This is a genomic window from Campylobacter sp. RM16189, assembly GCF_012978815.1.
GTDB lineage: Bacteria > Campylobacterota > Campylobacteria > Campylobacterales > Campylobacteraceae > Campylobacter_A.
Genome location: NZ_LIWR01000002.1, coordinates 94,801 through 109,244, shown reverse-complemented (window position 1 = coordinate 109,244; position 14,444 = coordinate 94,801). Strand labels below are relative to the sequence as shown.

Annotated in this window: 11 protein-coding genes and 1 pseudogene; 5 read left to right on the top strand and 7 right to left on the bottom strand. The window is 36.5% G+C overall.

Annotated elements, in window-relative coordinates; genetic code table 11:
* The first annotated feature begins 15 nt into the window (after positions 1-15).
* Entirely contained in the window at positions 16-2,616 is a 2,601-nt protein-coding gene (locus tag CDOM16189_RS01440) for a translocation/assembly module TamB domain-containing protein (protein ID WP_169973751.1), read from the top strand.
* A 50-nt stretch (positions 2,617-2,666) separates the two neighbouring features.
* Here CDOM16189_RS01440 and CDOM16189_RS01435 read toward each other — a convergent pair whose 3' ends face one another.
* From CDOM16189_RS01435 to CDOM16189_RS01420, 4 genes are all read right to left on the bottom strand, one after another.
* Positions 2,667-3,188 (bottom strand): tetratricopeptide repeat protein, encoded by a 522-nt coding sequence (locus CDOM16189_RS01435; RefSeq protein WP_169973749.1) that lies wholly within the window; start codon positions 3,186-3,188, stop codon positions 2,667-2,669.
* 148 nt (positions 3,189-3,336) lie between these two features.
* Positions 3,337-3,924, bottom strand: a complete 588-nt coding sequence (locus tag CDOM16189_RS01430) for an NUDIX hydrolase (RefSeq protein WP_169973747.1) — start codon at positions 3,922-3,924, stop codon at positions 3,337-3,339.
* Complete coding sequence (gene mgtE / locus CDOM16189_RS01425; RefSeq protein ID WP_170000701.1) at positions 3,909-5,282, bottom strand: magnesium transporter; 1,374 nt, start codon at positions 5,280-5,282, stop codon at positions 3,909-3,911. Before mgtE ends, CDOM16189_RS01430 begins: the two co-directional genes overlap by 16 nt.
* A gap of 8 nt (positions 5,283-5,290) precedes the next feature.
* Positions 5,291-6,457 (bottom strand): peptidoglycan DD-metalloendopeptidase family protein, encoded by a 1,167-nt coding sequence (locus CDOM16189_RS01420; protein ID WP_169973743.1) that lies wholly within the window; start codon positions 6,455-6,457, stop codon positions 5,291-5,293.
* Positions 6,458-6,635: 178 nt separating this feature from the next.
* Here CDOM16189_RS01420 and CDOM16189_RS01415 point away from each other — a divergent pair, with 178 nt between their 5' ends.
* The 3 genes from CDOM16189_RS01415 to CDOM16189_RS01405 are packed head-to-tail and all read left to right on the top strand — an operon-like array spanning position 6,636 to position 9,513.
* Complete coding sequence (locus CDOM16189_RS01415; protein ID WP_169974033.1) at positions 6,636-7,292, top strand: plasminogen-binding N-terminal domain-containing protein; 657 nt, start codon at positions 6,636-6,638, stop codon at positions 7,290-7,292.
* The gene (locus CDOM16189_RS01410) at positions 7,292-8,674 is read left to right on the top strand and encodes an FAD-linked oxidase C-terminal domain-containing protein (RefSeq protein ID WP_169973741.1); all 1,383 of its coding nucleotides are present in this window, start codon (positions 7,292-7,294) and stop codon (positions 8,672-8,674) included. Before CDOM16189_RS01415 ends, CDOM16189_RS01410 begins: the two co-directional genes overlap by 1 nt.
* A complete protein-coding gene (locus CDOM16189_RS01405) occupies positions 8,671-9,513 on the top strand; it encodes a YihY family inner membrane protein (RefSeq protein ID WP_169974031.1) in 843 nt (280 codons plus the stop codon). Before CDOM16189_RS01410 ends, CDOM16189_RS01405 begins: the two co-directional genes overlap by 4 nt.
* Here the strand turns inward: CDOM16189_RS01405 and CDOM16189_RS01400 are convergent.
* From CDOM16189_RS01400 to ispG, 3 genes are read right to left on the bottom strand one after another with little or no spacing between them, the layout of a single operon-like run.
* Positions 9,460-10,734, bottom strand: a complete 1,275-nt coding sequence (locus tag CDOM16189_RS01400; protein WP_170000700.1) for a ComEC/Rec2 family competence protein — start codon at positions 10,732-10,734, stop codon at positions 9,460-9,462. The genes CDOM16189_RS01405 and CDOM16189_RS01400 overlap by 54 nt on opposite strands.
* A gap of 41 nt (positions 10,735-10,775) precedes the next feature.
* On the bottom strand, positions 10,776-12,158 hold the full coding sequence (locus CDOM16189_RS01395) for a replicative DNA helicase (protein ID WP_211436555.1): 1,383 nt from the start codon (positions 12,156-12,158) through the stop codon (positions 10,776-10,778).
* A gap of 13 nt (positions 12,159-12,171) precedes the next feature.
* Positions 12,172-13,233, bottom strand: a complete 1,062-nt coding sequence (gene ispG, locus CDOM16189_RS01390; protein WP_349304317.1) for a flavodoxin-dependent (E)-4-hydroxy-3-methylbut-2-enyl-diphosphate synthase — start codon at positions 13,231-13,233, stop codon at positions 12,172-12,174.
* 200 nt (positions 13,234-13,433) lie between these two features.
* Between ispG and CDOM16189_RS10050 the strand changes: the two are divergent.
* Positions 13,434-14,225: pseudogene (locus CDOM16189_RS10050) on the top strand (PDC sensor domain-containing protein); the annotation flags it as partial.
* Positions 14,226-14,444: the final 219 nt, after the last annotated feature.

Here is a 14,444-nt window from a genome sequence, read left to right as displayed (position 1 = left end):
ATTTAAAGGATAGTTATGAAAAAATTTTTAGTAGTTTTGCTCGGGCTAATAGTCATTTTGATTATCGGCGCCTATACTGTTTTATTTACTGACTTTGGAAACGGTATAGTAAAGCCTTATGTTGAAAATATTATTAAAGAAAAAAGCGGATTTAACGTCAAATTTGATAAATTTCAGATAAGACCTACAACTATTGATATAGCAACAAATATAAATAGCGAAATAAACGCTAAAGTAGAGGGGGAATTATCCTTATTTAGCCAATCTCTTGATCTTAAGTATAGCGTAGTGGTGGACAACTTAGTCTCTCTTGGCGTTGAACTTAAAGAAAAAATGCTATTTTCTGGAACAGTTAAAGGTAAATTTAGCGATTTTAACGCAAATGGAGCTGGAAATTTACTAGGTTCCAATCTTAAATTTGCAGCAAACTTAAAGGATTATAAACCGCTTGCACTTATTTTAGATGCAAAAAACATAGAGCTTGATAAGGCTCTGGCTTTAGCAAATCAGCCGATATACGCTAACGGAAAAATAGATATCACAGCAAATATAGCGAATGAGAGCGGCAAGCCAAACGGAACGGCAAACATCGATATTTTAAACATTAAAACAAATAATGCTTTAATCGCAAAAGACTTTAATGTCACGCTGCCTTCAAATTTTGGTGTAAACGGAGCGATAAAAGCAAATATAAAAGATTGGCTAGTAAATGCTAAAACAGCCTTTGTTGCGCCTATAGCTGTGGCGGGAAGTGAAAATACCATATATGATATCAACTCACAAACACTAAGCAGTGATTTTAGAGTAATGATAGATGATTTGACCAAATTTGAACCTATAATCAAACAAAAAGTCGCAGGCGCATTAAATATCAAAGGCAATACAATCGTTACTAAAAACCAGCTAAAAAATTTTGAAGCCGATATAAACGGCTTTGGAGGCAGTGTCAAAGCCGTATTAAATAACGATAAGCTAACAGCTAAAATAAACTCTTTAAAGCTTGAAGAGCTTATCAAAGTAGCTGCGATGCCGGCCTTTGCAAGCGCGGTTATAAGTGGCGATGCTATACTAAACGATATAAAAAATACAAAAAATATCTCGGGCGGTATTAAACTGACAGCCAGCAACGGCAAATTAAATCCAAGCGAGTTTAAAAAGCTTACAAATTTAGATATTGCTAGCGGGGTAAATTTCAACCTTAATGCAAATGCAGATGTTAAAAACGGAGAAGCGAAATTTGACGCAAACTTTCTTTCTAATTTGCTCAATTTAAAAGACCTAAAAGGCACCTATGATATTGATAAAAAAGCCCTTGCAAGCAAATTTAGTCTAAACGTAGAAGACCTTGCAAAACTTGAGAGCATAGTTGGGCAAAAGCTATCCGGAAAAGTCGATATAAACGGTGATGTAAGCACGATTAACAATCAATTAAAAAGCCTAAATATTGACGGAAACGCGCTTGGCGGAAATATTAAGGCGAATTTAAAAGATGAAAAACTAACCGCAAATCTAAATTCGCTTTTACTTAAAGATATCTTTATCTTGATAGGCTCTAAGCCTTTAGCAAATGCTACAATAAATGCGGATGTGAATCTAAATGGGTTTGATATGAAAAATCTAAACGGAACAGCAAAAGTAAATATTAAAGATGGCCTGATATACGAAGCTGAAATGAGCAAAATGCTAGAAAAAAAGCTTCCGGCAGGGCTTAAATTTAGCGCCAACACAGATGTAAATATCCAAAAAAGCATAGCAAATTTTGACGTGACAGCAAATTTATTGGCAAATGACAGCAAAAATCTTCTTGAAGTAAAAAATACAAAAGGAAGCTTTGATATTAACCAAAATAGACTCAAAAGCATATTTGAGCTTGATATACCAGAACTTAAAAATATAAGCTTTTTAACAGATCGCGTTCTATACGGACCGATAAATTTAAAAGGAGATGCTCAAAAACAGGGCGAAAACATAACGGCAAACGTGACATCAAAGCTATTTAACGGCGATCTTAAAGGAAATCTACAAGATAATAAACTTGTAATAAATTTAACTAAATTTACAGCCAAAGGGCTAACAGATATGTTAGGTTTTGCCAATATATATGATGGGGTTGGCGATATGACTGCTGATTATAACCTTGCCACACAAAGCGGTAAATTTAATGTTTTAGTAGATGAGGGAAGGCTTGTCAAAAATAATTTTACTCAGACTATAGCGACATTTACCGGCAGGGATATTACAGGCGAAATTTATAGAAACAGCAAAATTTATGGAACTATAGAGAAAAACTTGATAGATTTTAATGCCGATATGAACGCTACTAGAAGTCAAATTAATGTCACAAACGGCAAATTTGATACAGCAACCAAGGCTGTAAATATTCCGGTAAAGATGAATTACGAAAAGACAGATATAGCTATTAATGTAACAGGAACAAGTGATAATCCTAAATACAATGTTAGCTCGGATTACATAAAAGGCAAGGCATTAAAAGAGCTGGATAGATTTTTAGATAAAAAGCTTGGCGGGTCAAAGAGTGATAGTAACGAAACAAACTCTACCGGTGGCGCAAACAAAAACGATGTGATAAAAGGACTTATAAAAGGTCTATTTTAATAAATTAGAAATTCGAGTGAATTGAACTCACTCGAATTTTGATTTGTATGTTATTTTAGTGTATTAACTGTATTGCAAGCCTGCTCATTACCGTATTTGCAGCCTTTTGATAAAAGATCCTTGGCTTTTTGCAAATCTTTGGCTACCTTATCTACACCTTTGCTATAGATAAGACCACCTTTTAAGCAAGATACATCATCTCCATGCTCACAACCCTTCTCATAAGCCTCAACCGCTATTTTCACATCTTTTTTGATAGACTTAGTGCCGTTTTCATAGATTCTACCTACGGCGCCACATCCAAAGCCTAGCTTGTTTTCACAGCTCTTTTTATAAATTTGTAGAGCTTTTTTCTCATCCTTTAGCACCCCTCTGCCATTTTCATAGAAGTTAGCTAGATTATAACAGTTAAACATATGTCCTTTTTCGCAAGATTGCTCAAAAGCTTTGGCTGATTTTTCATACTCTCCGGACAAAACAGCCTCATCCAATACAGGCCCCACATGACTATCAGAACCCATAGAAAAGGCAAACGAACAGGCTGCCGCCAAACAAAATATAGTTTTTTTCATCTACTCTCCTTGTAATTTATTAAATCTTATTCTAAATCTATATTTTAATCATACAGGCTTGATTTTAGCAGAGATTTGATAAATTTAAAAGCAAATTTATAAGTTTTGTCTAGAAATATTAATTACATTAATGATTTAAGATTAATGCCTATCTTTTAAATCTGTCAAAAAACCACATAAAGGCAAAGAGTAGTCCGGCAGCTTTGACTCTATTTTGATCATACATAAAATCTCTAGCCTTATTTACATCTATATAGACAAGCTCGATATTTTCGCCATCTATGCCACCACCTTCACCTATTCTCATACTATCATTTATGGTTGCATAAAACATGGTTTGAGAATTTCCGCCAAATCCAAGGGCTCCATGGGTTACAACTATCTTTTCGGCATCCTCTATCTTAAACCCAACCTCTTCCATAACCTCTTCTATTATTGTCTCTTTTTCGCTAAGCCCTTTATCCATAAGTCCTGCGCAAAGCTCGTATGTATAGCCCATTTCATCATAGCTCTTGCTATCTTTATGTAAGTTGTACCACACAGCCGGACGAAACTGCTTAACTAACAAAAACGCATCCTTTTCCTCGTGATACAGCAATATAGACACACTATTATGAACCTTTACACAATCCCAGTATTTTCGAGTTCCGTTTACGGAGTATCCTAAGCGATAAGGCTTTATGAAGTTGGATTCTTCTAAATTTAAAATTTCAATATCTTTTATAACAGTATCCATTTAGCAAGTCCTAAAAAGCTGAAAAATCCTACAACGTCGGTGACAGTAGTAAGCAAAACGCTTGAGCCAACGGCTGGATCTATATTAAATCTCTTTAAAGTTAAAGGTATGACAGTTCCAAAAAAGCCGGCAAAAAAGAAATTCATAAGCATGGCAGCACCTATAACCACGCCAAGCATCGGTCTATCAAACCAAAACGAAGCCACAATACCTATCAAAACAGCAAATATTACACCATTTGTAAAGGCTATGCCAAGCTCGCGCTTTAAAGCATTCTTGGCATTTTTAAACTCAATTTCGCCAAGAGTTAAACGCCTAACAGTAACAGTAAGTGCTTGAGTACCTGTATTTCCACCCATTGATGCAACTATAGGCATCAAAATGGCTAGTGCAACATAGCTTGCAATAGTGTCATCAAAAAGACCTATTATACTGGATGAAACAATGGCTGTAACTAGATTTATAAGTAGCCAAATACCTCGAGATCTGGTAGCTTTTAATAGGCTATCATCTTCTTCTTCATCAGCATCACCAACGTTTGCAAGATTATAAATTTGCTCCGTTGCGCTATCTTCTATAAAGTCGTGCACGTCATCTGTCGTAATACGTCCTAAAAGCACACCCTTGCTATCAACGACAGGTATAGAGTTTAAGTCGTAGTTTTGTACTCTGTCTACGACATCTTCTATAGGCTCACTATCCATAGCTACGTGTGGCTTATACTTATCCTCTTTGTTTTTTTGAATGATCTCTTCAAGAGTTTTGTTAAAGTCAAAAAGGATCAAGTCTTCAAGAGGAATGGCAAATTTTAAAACCTGATCATCGTCTATTATAAAAAGCTGAGAAACATTTTCTAATTCACCGTTTTCTTTCTGTTCTCTTAGTCTATTAACGGCTGTTTGCAGCTTCTCATTTAAATTTGCGCTAAAAAGCTCGGTCTGCATATATGCACCGGCTTCATTTTCATCATAGCTTCTAATCCTTAAAATTTCCTCTTGATCATCCCTGTCAAGACTGTCAAAAACCTCTTTCGCCTTTTTCTCGTCAATATCTTCTATGTATTCTAAAAGCTCGGCAGCATCGTCACTCTCTAATTCTTCTATAGCCTCTATAATCTTATCCGTAGGCAGAGTCTCGATAACATCTTTAAGCATATGATCAGGAAGCTCTATGGCCACATCACCTAAAATTTCAGGTTCAAGCTTCTCTATATACTCGGCAAAAAGTTCCTCGTCATGCTGCCTTACAATCTTTAGATGCTGGGCTATATCAGCGGGACTCAGCTCCTCTTCGATAGTATCGTTTAAATGCGAATCTATGAGCTCTTTGGCTTCGGCTAATCGATCATTTTCATTCATTTCAATCCTTAAAATTCCACAAAGTTATCAAACGACTCTTCTTTTTCCGATACTACTTCTTTATCTAAATATTTTTTTATTTTAGAGTCATTTTCAGCCATAATCTTTTTAAATTCAGCGCTTACAGAGCTCTCTACACTACTCTTTTTTACTTTTAGCATATTTTCCGGATTTATGGCCTTTTGATTTTTATACAATCCAAAATGCAGATGTGGTCCGGTACTCATTCCGGTATTTCCTACGTAGGCTACAAGTTGATTTTGCTTGACTTTTACACCTGATTTTATGCCCTTGGCAAAGCCGTTTAGATGCGCATAAAGAGTTTCATATCCACCGCTATGTCTTATTATAAGGACTTTTCCGTAGCCGCCTTTTCTACCTACAAATTTTACAGTCCCGTCACCGGCGGATTTTATAGGAGTTCCCTTGGGTGCGCCATAATCAACTCCAAGGTGGGCTTTATATCTTTTTAATACCGGATGATACCTCTTAAGTGTAAAAGGCGATGTTATGCGAGCATTTGCAATAGGTCTGATAAGAAAAAATTTATCATTTTGCCTGCCGCTTTTATCATAAAATTTATTCTCAACTCTATATACGTCATACTTTTTTTTATTCACCTCAATCATTGAAGAGTGAATTTCAGGCACACCAAAAACTCTACCAAGCCTTCTTTTTTGAGTGTAAACGATGATAAGCCTATCGCCTTTTTTAATCTTTCTAAAATCCACCTGACCGCTCATAGCAACGCTAAAAGCATTTGCAAGTGCTACATTACCGGTATGATCTAAAATATCTTGATATGGAGAAATATTTATCTTGATGCTTAAAACTAGATCTTCTATCTGATATGATATTGGAGTTAACTGCACTTTAAATTTATCATTCACATCTTTATATATTTGAATTTGAAGCTCTTCGTTTATAGGGATTAAAACCTGTCTAATGCCGCCCTCGTCATCCCTTAAAATTTGATATTTTACGCCTGCCATTATCTCGCTTACAGCTTCTTTATCCTCTCTATCCAAATTGTAATAGATAGATAAAGGTATAAAGTTGCTTTCAAGGAAGGTTAAAAATGTAGCGCCATTTGGCCATATAAGCTCTTCTACACTAGGTTTTGCGGCAAACAGCTGTAAAAAAAATGTCATAAATAATATTATTTTTTTTACCATAAGCTCCCTTGGATAAAGAATGGATTTAATTATACTTTGAACTTACTTATATTTTGCAAAACTAAAGCGGTTTTAGGCTATAATCCTTTAAAATCTTAAAAATTTAGGAGAAAATTTGAAAAATATAGTAGCCTTTTTAGTTATTTTTATATCATCTTGTTTTGCGGCACAATTTAGCATGAATGAGTATAATACTCCGCTAATAGAAGCAAAAGACGGATACGGCACAATAATAGACAGCCCTGATATAGTTGTCGGCTCAAGTGGTATAGTAATGCATAATTTTGGTCCGTCAAAAAGATCAATAATAGCTCGTGCGAGCGTAACAGAAAAAAGTGGTGGGTTTGCCAAAGTTCGCTTTGAAGTATTTGACTCTTTGGAGCAAAAGGCTATGCCAATACCCGGAATTCTTCCTGCAAGAGGTGATACTATCATACTAAACTACTTATATAACCGTTCTTTAATAGTAGTTCCAAATAAGGAAATTTATGATGAAGTAGTAAACTCTTTTAAAAGCATGGAGTTTATACATCCTGATATTGTAGGCTCATATTTAAGCTACGAATATAAGCCAAATCCTAGTCGCAACGACTTTCGCAAAATGTGCTCTCAAAGTGCGGCCGGACTAATATTTATAGCGATGAACAACGAAGCCTTGTTTGCAGATTGTCAAAGCTTTGAAGTTTTAAAGAGATTTAAAAGCGGTTCGGTAAGCTACTATCAACTACCGTTTTATACTCGCGTTAAAGACATAGATACCGTATTTTGGAAATTTGGCTCAAGTAAAATAAGCGACTTTGATCGCCACTACAAATCACTTTTGAAAGAGAAATAATGGAAAAAAGACATATAGATTTTTTTACTAGACTACTAAATCAAGACAATGCATATTTTGATAAGGCGCACCTGCTTGCTTACAGCTATGACGCAACAAGAAAGCGCCATCTACCGGACGGAGTGCTTTTCCCAAGGGATGAGAGCGATGTGAGTGCTATTTTAAAATATTGTAACGAAAATAAAATTCCTATAATCGCACGCGGAGCTGGAAGTGGCTTTACTGGAGGCTCTTTGGCTATAGAAGGCGGTATAATTTTAGCCTTTGAAAAGCATATGAATAAAATTCTTGAAATAGATATGCAAAATATGGTTGCAGTAGTGCAGCCAGGCTGTATAAATATGGATTTGCAGCGAGCTGTAGAGGCTAAAGGGCTTTTTTATCCACCAGATCCTGCCAGTCAAGACTACTCTACCATAGGTGGAAACGTAAGCGAAAACGCTGGAGGTATGAGAGCCGCGAAATACGGAATTACCAAGGATTACGTAATGGCACTTAGAGCAGTGCTTCCAAACGGAGAGGTCGTAAGAGCTGGTAAGCGTACTATAAAAGATGTCGCAGGATACAATATAGCTGGCATTTTAATAGCTTCAGAGGGCACTCTTGCCGTCATAACCGAAATCACTCTAAAGCTAATCGCTAAGCCTAAATTTAGAAAAACCGCTATGGGTGTATTTGATAGTGTAAATTCAGCAATGAACGCCGTATATAAGACCATGGCTGCTGGAGTAACACCTGTGGCGATGGAGTTTTTGGACAACTTAAGCATACGCGCGGTCGAGGAGAAATTTAATAAAGGCTTGCCTACAAATGCTGGCGCGATTTTAATAAGCGATGTTGACGGCGATATCGAGGCCGGCTTAGTGCAAGATCTAGAGATAATACAAAAAGTATTTAAGGAAAACGGGGCTAGCGATTTTAAAATTGCACGAGATGAGGCCGAGAGAAATGATATATGGTTTGCGCGCAGAAACTGCTCTCAAGCGATAAACATATATGGAACCTTGAAGCTAAACGAAGATATTACAGTGCCTAGATCAAAGCTTCCTGAACTGTTGGAAAAAATTAGCGAAGTAGCTGCCAATTACGGAGTGCAAGTACCTTGCTTTGGGCATACCGGAGACGGAAACGTACATACAAACGTAATGGTGGTAGACAAAACCGATCCTGCGCAGGTAGAAAACGGACACAAGGCGATAGAGGAAATTTTTAAAATCACCGTTGATCTTGGAGGCACACTTAGCGGCGAACATGGCATAGGTATAAGCAAGGCCGAATTTATGCCGCTTGCATTTACAGATGTGGAGATGGCTCTATTTAAAGAGATAAAAAAAGCCTTCGATCCGAATAATATTTTAAATCCGAATAAGATGGGGCTATAGGAAAATTGAAATTTACGAAAGACGACTTAAAAGCATATATTAAAATCGCATTTAGCATCAAAGACAAGCAGCTGCTTCACTACGCTTCAAGCCTTAGCTTTCATACTATGCTTTCGATTATCCCTGTGCTTTTAATCTCGTTTTCGATATTTACTCAAATGCCCAGCTTTAGCGTATATTACGGCAAGATAAAAGAATTTATATTTTCATCTTTACTACCTTCAAATCAAGAAATGATAACAGAACATATAGAGACCTTTTTACAAAACAGCTCGGCCTTAGGAGTGCTTGGTCTTGGCGCTATTATCTTTACTTCGATAATGTTTTTTATGGATTACGAATATGTGATAAATAAAATCATGAAGAGCGAAGGAAGAAATTTTTGGAGCTCTCTAAGTGTATATTGGACGCTTATTACACTAGCTCCCATAGGGCTTGGGCTTAGTTTTTATCTATCAAATATGCTTCAAAACCTACTAAACTCAAACTCATACACGAATTGGATAAATTTTTTAAGCATATTTCCATATCTAATAATTTGGGCGATTTTTTGCATCACATATCTCATCTCAGTAAGCCGTCCAATAGCTATAAGAAACGCTCTTTCTAGTTCATTTGTAGCCTCACTTATCTGGTATTTTGGCAAAAATATATTTGTATTTTACGCAGTTAATAACAAAACCTATCTTAGCATCTACGGCTCTTTTTCTGTCGTTCTTTTGTTCTTTTTGTGGGTTTATGTCTCTTGGATAATATTTTTATACGGAGTCAAGCTTTGTAGCTTTTTAGAGCAAAGAGATAAAGCAAAAGAGATTGGAAAAAACGAGCAAGAGGGCTAAATTTCTATTTTTTATACTAATTAGGCTTAAAATATTATAGATTAAAAAGAGATATAAACTTATATCTAAATTCGCACTATCCATTCTTAGCTCTAAGAACCAAATTAAATTTTCATCAAAAATCCCACCTAAATTTAAAAGATGAAGCACTAAACTAAGAGGGTAAAATATCAAAAAAATTAAACTCAGAGGCAGCACGGCAAATTGCTGAAAGCTAATCAGAGGGAAAAAGTATAAAACAGGGATCATCATAGCTAAATACACCCATAAATTTAACACAATAAGATGAGTGAAGTTTGAAAATTTATCCCCAAAATGATGCAAATAAAGATAGATATAAAATACGCCTGCACAAGAGAGATAAAAGCCCACGCTAAAAAGTAACGATGGCATAAAACTAACCGCAAGGGCTATCAAGATAAAAAGGGCTTCAAAGCTTATAATCCGCAAATTTCTACTAAGCATATAAAAAATAAGCAAGCTCATTAAAAATGCGCGCAAAAAAGATGGCACGAAGCCAATCAATATAAGATAGCCAAATAAAAATATAAAAATAACTACACTTAGATCAAATTTCTCGCTTCTAAAAGGAAAAAATCTGGCTTGAAAATAGCGGTAAATCGGACGAAATACAAAATATAAAAATCCAAAAATAATCCCCAAATGATAGCCACTTATGGCTATTAGGTGAGCTATCGCGAAGTGATTTACATCGCTTCTTAGCTCCTTGGATATAGTAGTGGCCAAAAAAAGCGCGGTATATAGCTCTTTTGCCTTTGATATTTCGTGTTGATTGGATATAAAATCATAAATTTTATCTCTAAATTTATCCAAATACCCGCCATTTTCATTATATCTTATCTCTAAAACTCCAAAATTTGGCAGATAAAAACTACGGCTTAAATATTTAGTGAAATCAAGTTTATTTTTGATAGGACTAAGCAAGATATAAGAATTTATCTCGGGCTCAAAATCCACTTTGGCGGTCGTATACAGCGTAAAATTTCTTGTTTTTAGCCTTAAAACTCGGTAGGTTTTACTTCTATCATTTGTCTTTAGATAGCTTTGAAGCACCTTGGCTTGCAAAATTTCATACCTGTCTGCCTTAAAGCCTTTAAATTCATAAAATTTGATAGCTAAATTAAAGGCTAAAACAAAAAGACAAAAAAGGCAAAACAGCCCTATTTCACGCTTGCTTTCAAAAACTTTATTACTATACATAAAGTGTTAAATTGCAAATTTAGCAAACGACCAAAACCCCATCAGCCGGTAAATTCCGCCATATGAATTGCACCAAAACTCTTATCCACAAAGCGGGTAAATTCCTTCTGAAATATTACATCAACCGTGCCTACGGGTCCGTTTCTATTCTTACCGATTATTATCTCTGCATCCTCTTCGATCTTGTTTGGTATAAATTTAGGCACATACTCTTTACCTTCGGCCTTGGCTCGCTTCTCGCGCTCCTTCTCCTCCTGCTCCAAATAGACCTCGTCACGATACACAAAAAGTATCATATCGGCATCTTGCTCTATGGCTCCAGACTCCCTTAGATCGCTTAGCATAGGACGCTTATTTGCACGCGCTTCAAGGCTACGATTAAGCTGAGATAGCGCTATAATAGGCATATCAAGCTCACGTGCAAGAAGCTTTAAACCACGTGAAATTTCAGCGATTTGTAAATGCCTATCTGAGTAATTTGAAGTGGCCATCATAAGCCCTATATAATCGATCACACAAAGCGAAATTTCAGGATGACTCGTCTTTAGCTTGCGCATCTGGGTTCTGATCTGATGGATATTGACATATCCGCTATCATAAACGAAAAACTTCTTATGAGACATATCTTCGCAGGCATCGCTTAGCCTACTCCACTCCTCGTCATCCATCTTGGCGGTCATGATATTTTGAAGAGGTATGGAAGTCTTAGCGCTTAACATTCTTAGCATAATCTGCTCGGCAGGCATCTCAAGAGAGAAAAACACTACCCCGTTGCCACCCTGCAAAACATTACTCATTAAATTTAAGCATATTGTAGTCTTTCCCATACCCGGACGAGCGGCGATTATTATAAGATCGCCATTTTTAAAACCCTTTGTCATCTCGTTTAGCTGCTTAAAGCCTGTATCAATACCAACTATATCCTTATCTTCAAGAGTCTTTTGCTTCTCAAGATGAGCCAAAACATCAGATATAATCTCCTCGCTATCTTTTATCACGCCGGATCCAGAACCCTCAACAAGCGAATAAAAGCTCTGACTTAGCTCATCTACCATATCGCGACTAGGTCTATCCTCGCTTACCTTATTTGGGATCTGGTGAGCTATCTGCACCAGAGATCGCTTTATCGATTTTTCCCTAAGTTCTGTTGCATATTTTTTAATATCTAGAATAGAGTTTGTGCCGATAATATTTGCAAAAATTTCCTCATCAAATTTATTTCCTAGCTTTGTCTTTAAAAATGTCGTCTCTATCGGCAAATCCGCATTCATACACTCGACCATAGCCCAATATACGTCCGCATGTCCTTTTAGATAAAAATCCCCGGCAGAAATAGTGTCAAAAATTTCAGCTAAATTATCTCCGCTATAGATGATAGAGCTTAAAATCGACCTCTCCATATCGAGGTCATAAAGATTATGCATATTTATCTCGTTCTTAGCCACGGCTCTTTATCTCCTCGTCAAGCTCTAGTAAAAACCTATCCACAAGCTCGCTCTCTTTTAGCCTGGCTACCACTTCGCCGCGGCGCATTATAAGCCCACTTTCTTTGCCAAAAGCTATCGCCACGTCAGCACCCTTAGCCTCGCCTATCGCATTTACCACGCAGCCCATAACAGAGACGTTAAGCGGCTCTTTGATATGCTTTGTCTTTTCCTCAACTATCTTAATCGCCGCCATTAGATCGCTTTGAAGCCTCCCGCAAGTAGGGCAAGATATGATATTTAGCCCCTCTTTTTGTCTTCCGCTATCTTTTAAAATAGCCTTTGCGACCTTTATCTCCTCTTCAAGCTCGCCCGTGATGCTCACTCTCATCGTATCGCCGATTCCTTCAAGCAAAAGCCCCCCAAGCGCAATAGACGATTTTATAGTCGCGTGAAAAGTGGTTCCAGCCTCGGTTACTCCTAAATGAAATGGATATATAACCTTTGGGCGAAGTTCACGGTAAGCCTGCATGGTGCGCTCTACATCGCTTGATTTAAGAGAAATTTTAATATCGGTAAAATCAAAATCCTCAAGCAAATTTATGTTATAAATCGCAGAAGCCACCATAGCCTCAACCGTTCTACCATATTTATTCTCAAACTGCTCCTCTAGCGAGCCTGAATTTACACCGATTCGTATAGGCAAATTTCGCTGCTTACACGCTTCAACTACAGCCTTTATACGATCTTTTGAGCCGATATTGCCCGGATTTATCCGTACGGCATCTACAAATTCACTGACTATGAGCGCATATCGGTAGTTGAAGTGTATATCAGCTACCACAGGAAGCGGACTTTGCCTTACTATCTCGCGCAGAGCTGCAGCGTCCTCTTTATCAAGTACCGCACAACGCACTATATCGCATCCTGCAAAATATAGCCTGCTTATCTGCTCTAAGGTGCCTTTTATATCCCTTGTCTTAGAAAATGTCATCGACTGCACCGAGATGGGAGCATCACCCCCTATTAAAACATCACGAATTTTTATCTGTTTAGTTGGATATCTTTGCAAAATTTGCCTTTTAATTTTTTGGGTAATTATAAGAAATTTTCACTTTCAAAAGGCTCAAATTTAAATTATAAACCAAATTAAATTTAAACTGACACAAAACATCTAAGCATATAAGCATACATGCAATTTAATACTTATTAAGCTTAAAGTATATAAAATTAACAGCTGTTTTACTATTTATAAAACTTGATCAGGAGCTTAATATGAACTCGAAATTAGCAAGAAGCGTTACGGTTTTAATCTCATTTCTACTTGTAATAGCGCTAAGTATTTTTTCTTTTGTATCTTTTAACATAACAAAACAAGAGACAAAAACACTTATATCATCATCTCAGTATAGCATAGTAAAAGATGCCATAGAGTATATGCAAAACTACATGGATTCAAAGCTAAGCATAGTAAAATCAGTAGCTTCTTATATAGAGAGTTCGGAGTATAACGAAGATAATTTTGAGCAGATATTAAAGGTAGGTAGCCAATCTGGTAAATTTGTCTCTTTGTATGCGGGTTTTGAAAAAGACGGCAGGATGCTAAGGTCAAACGGCAACCACCAATACCCAAGCCTAAATGGATACGACCCAAGAGCAAGAGGATGGTATAAACAAGTCATATCGGCTAAAGATGCCGTTATCACAGATCCTTATATCTCGACCAAAGATCAAAAACTAACTATATCATTCGCAGCCCCTATTAAAAAAGGCGGCAAACTATCAGGTGTTGTATCATCAGATATTACTCTTGAGAAATTAAGCGAAGTAATATCAAATATGAAACACTACCAGGATGATTATATTCTTCTTATAGATAAAAATGCAAAAAGCATCATAAATCCTAATAAAGAGCTTTTGATGAAAGAGTCTGAGGTAAATAAAAATTTACTCAACTTCTTTAAGGATAGTTCTACAAAATCAACAACATACGCATTTAACGATAATAACAATGATATGGTTGCAGCGTGCCTAAAAGATGATATTACTGGTTGGTTACTATGCTCAGTAACCACAGCAAAAACATACAATCAAAGCATAGACAATCTATTCATATATCAACTCATCCTATCCATATGCTCTATACTGCTTATAGTGACCACTTTGGCTGTTGTATTAAATTTAAAACTAAAACCTCTATCCAAGATTAAAGAGGGGCTGTTTGAATTTTTTGCATATCTAAACGATAGCTCTAGGGAGTGCAAGCAAATAACAGTAAAATCAGAC

Bases quoted from the DNA above. Each gene is read 5' to 3' on its own strand.
- CDOM16189_RS01440 (WP_169973751.1), top strand. From the start codon at position 16: ATGAAAAAATTTTTAGTAGTTTTGCTCGGGCTAATAGTCATTTTGATT.
- CDOM16189_RS01435 (WP_169973749.1), bottom strand. From the start codon at position 3,188: ATGAAAAAAACTATATTTTGTTTGGCGGCAGCCTGTTCGTTTGCCTTT.
- CDOM16189_RS01430 (WP_169973747.1), bottom strand. From the start codon at position 3,924: ATGGATACTGTTATAAAAGATATTGAAATTTTAAATTTAGAAGAATCC.
- mgtE (WP_170000701.1), bottom strand. From the start codon at position 5,282: ATGAATGAAAATGATCGATTAGCCGAAGCCAAAGAGCTCATAGATTCG.
- CDOM16189_RS01420 (WP_169973743.1), bottom strand. From the start codon at position 6,457: ATGGTAAAAAAAATAATATTATTTATGACATTTTTTTTACAGCTGTTT.
- CDOM16189_RS01415 (WP_169974033.1), top strand. From the start codon at position 6,636: ATGAATGAGTATAATACTCCGCTAATAGAAGCAAAAGACGGATACGGC.
- CDOM16189_RS01410 (WP_169973741.1), top strand. From the start codon at position 7,292: ATGGAAAAAAGACATATAGATTTTTTTACTAGACTACTAAATCAAGAC.
- CDOM16189_RS01400 (WP_170000700.1), bottom strand. From the start codon at position 10,734: ATGTATAGTAATAAAGTTTTTGAAAGCAAGCGTGAAATAGGGCTGTTT.
- CDOM16189_RS01395 (WP_211436555.1), bottom strand. From the start codon at position 12,158: ATGCATAATCTTTATGACCTCGATATGGAGAGGTCGATTTTAAGCTCT.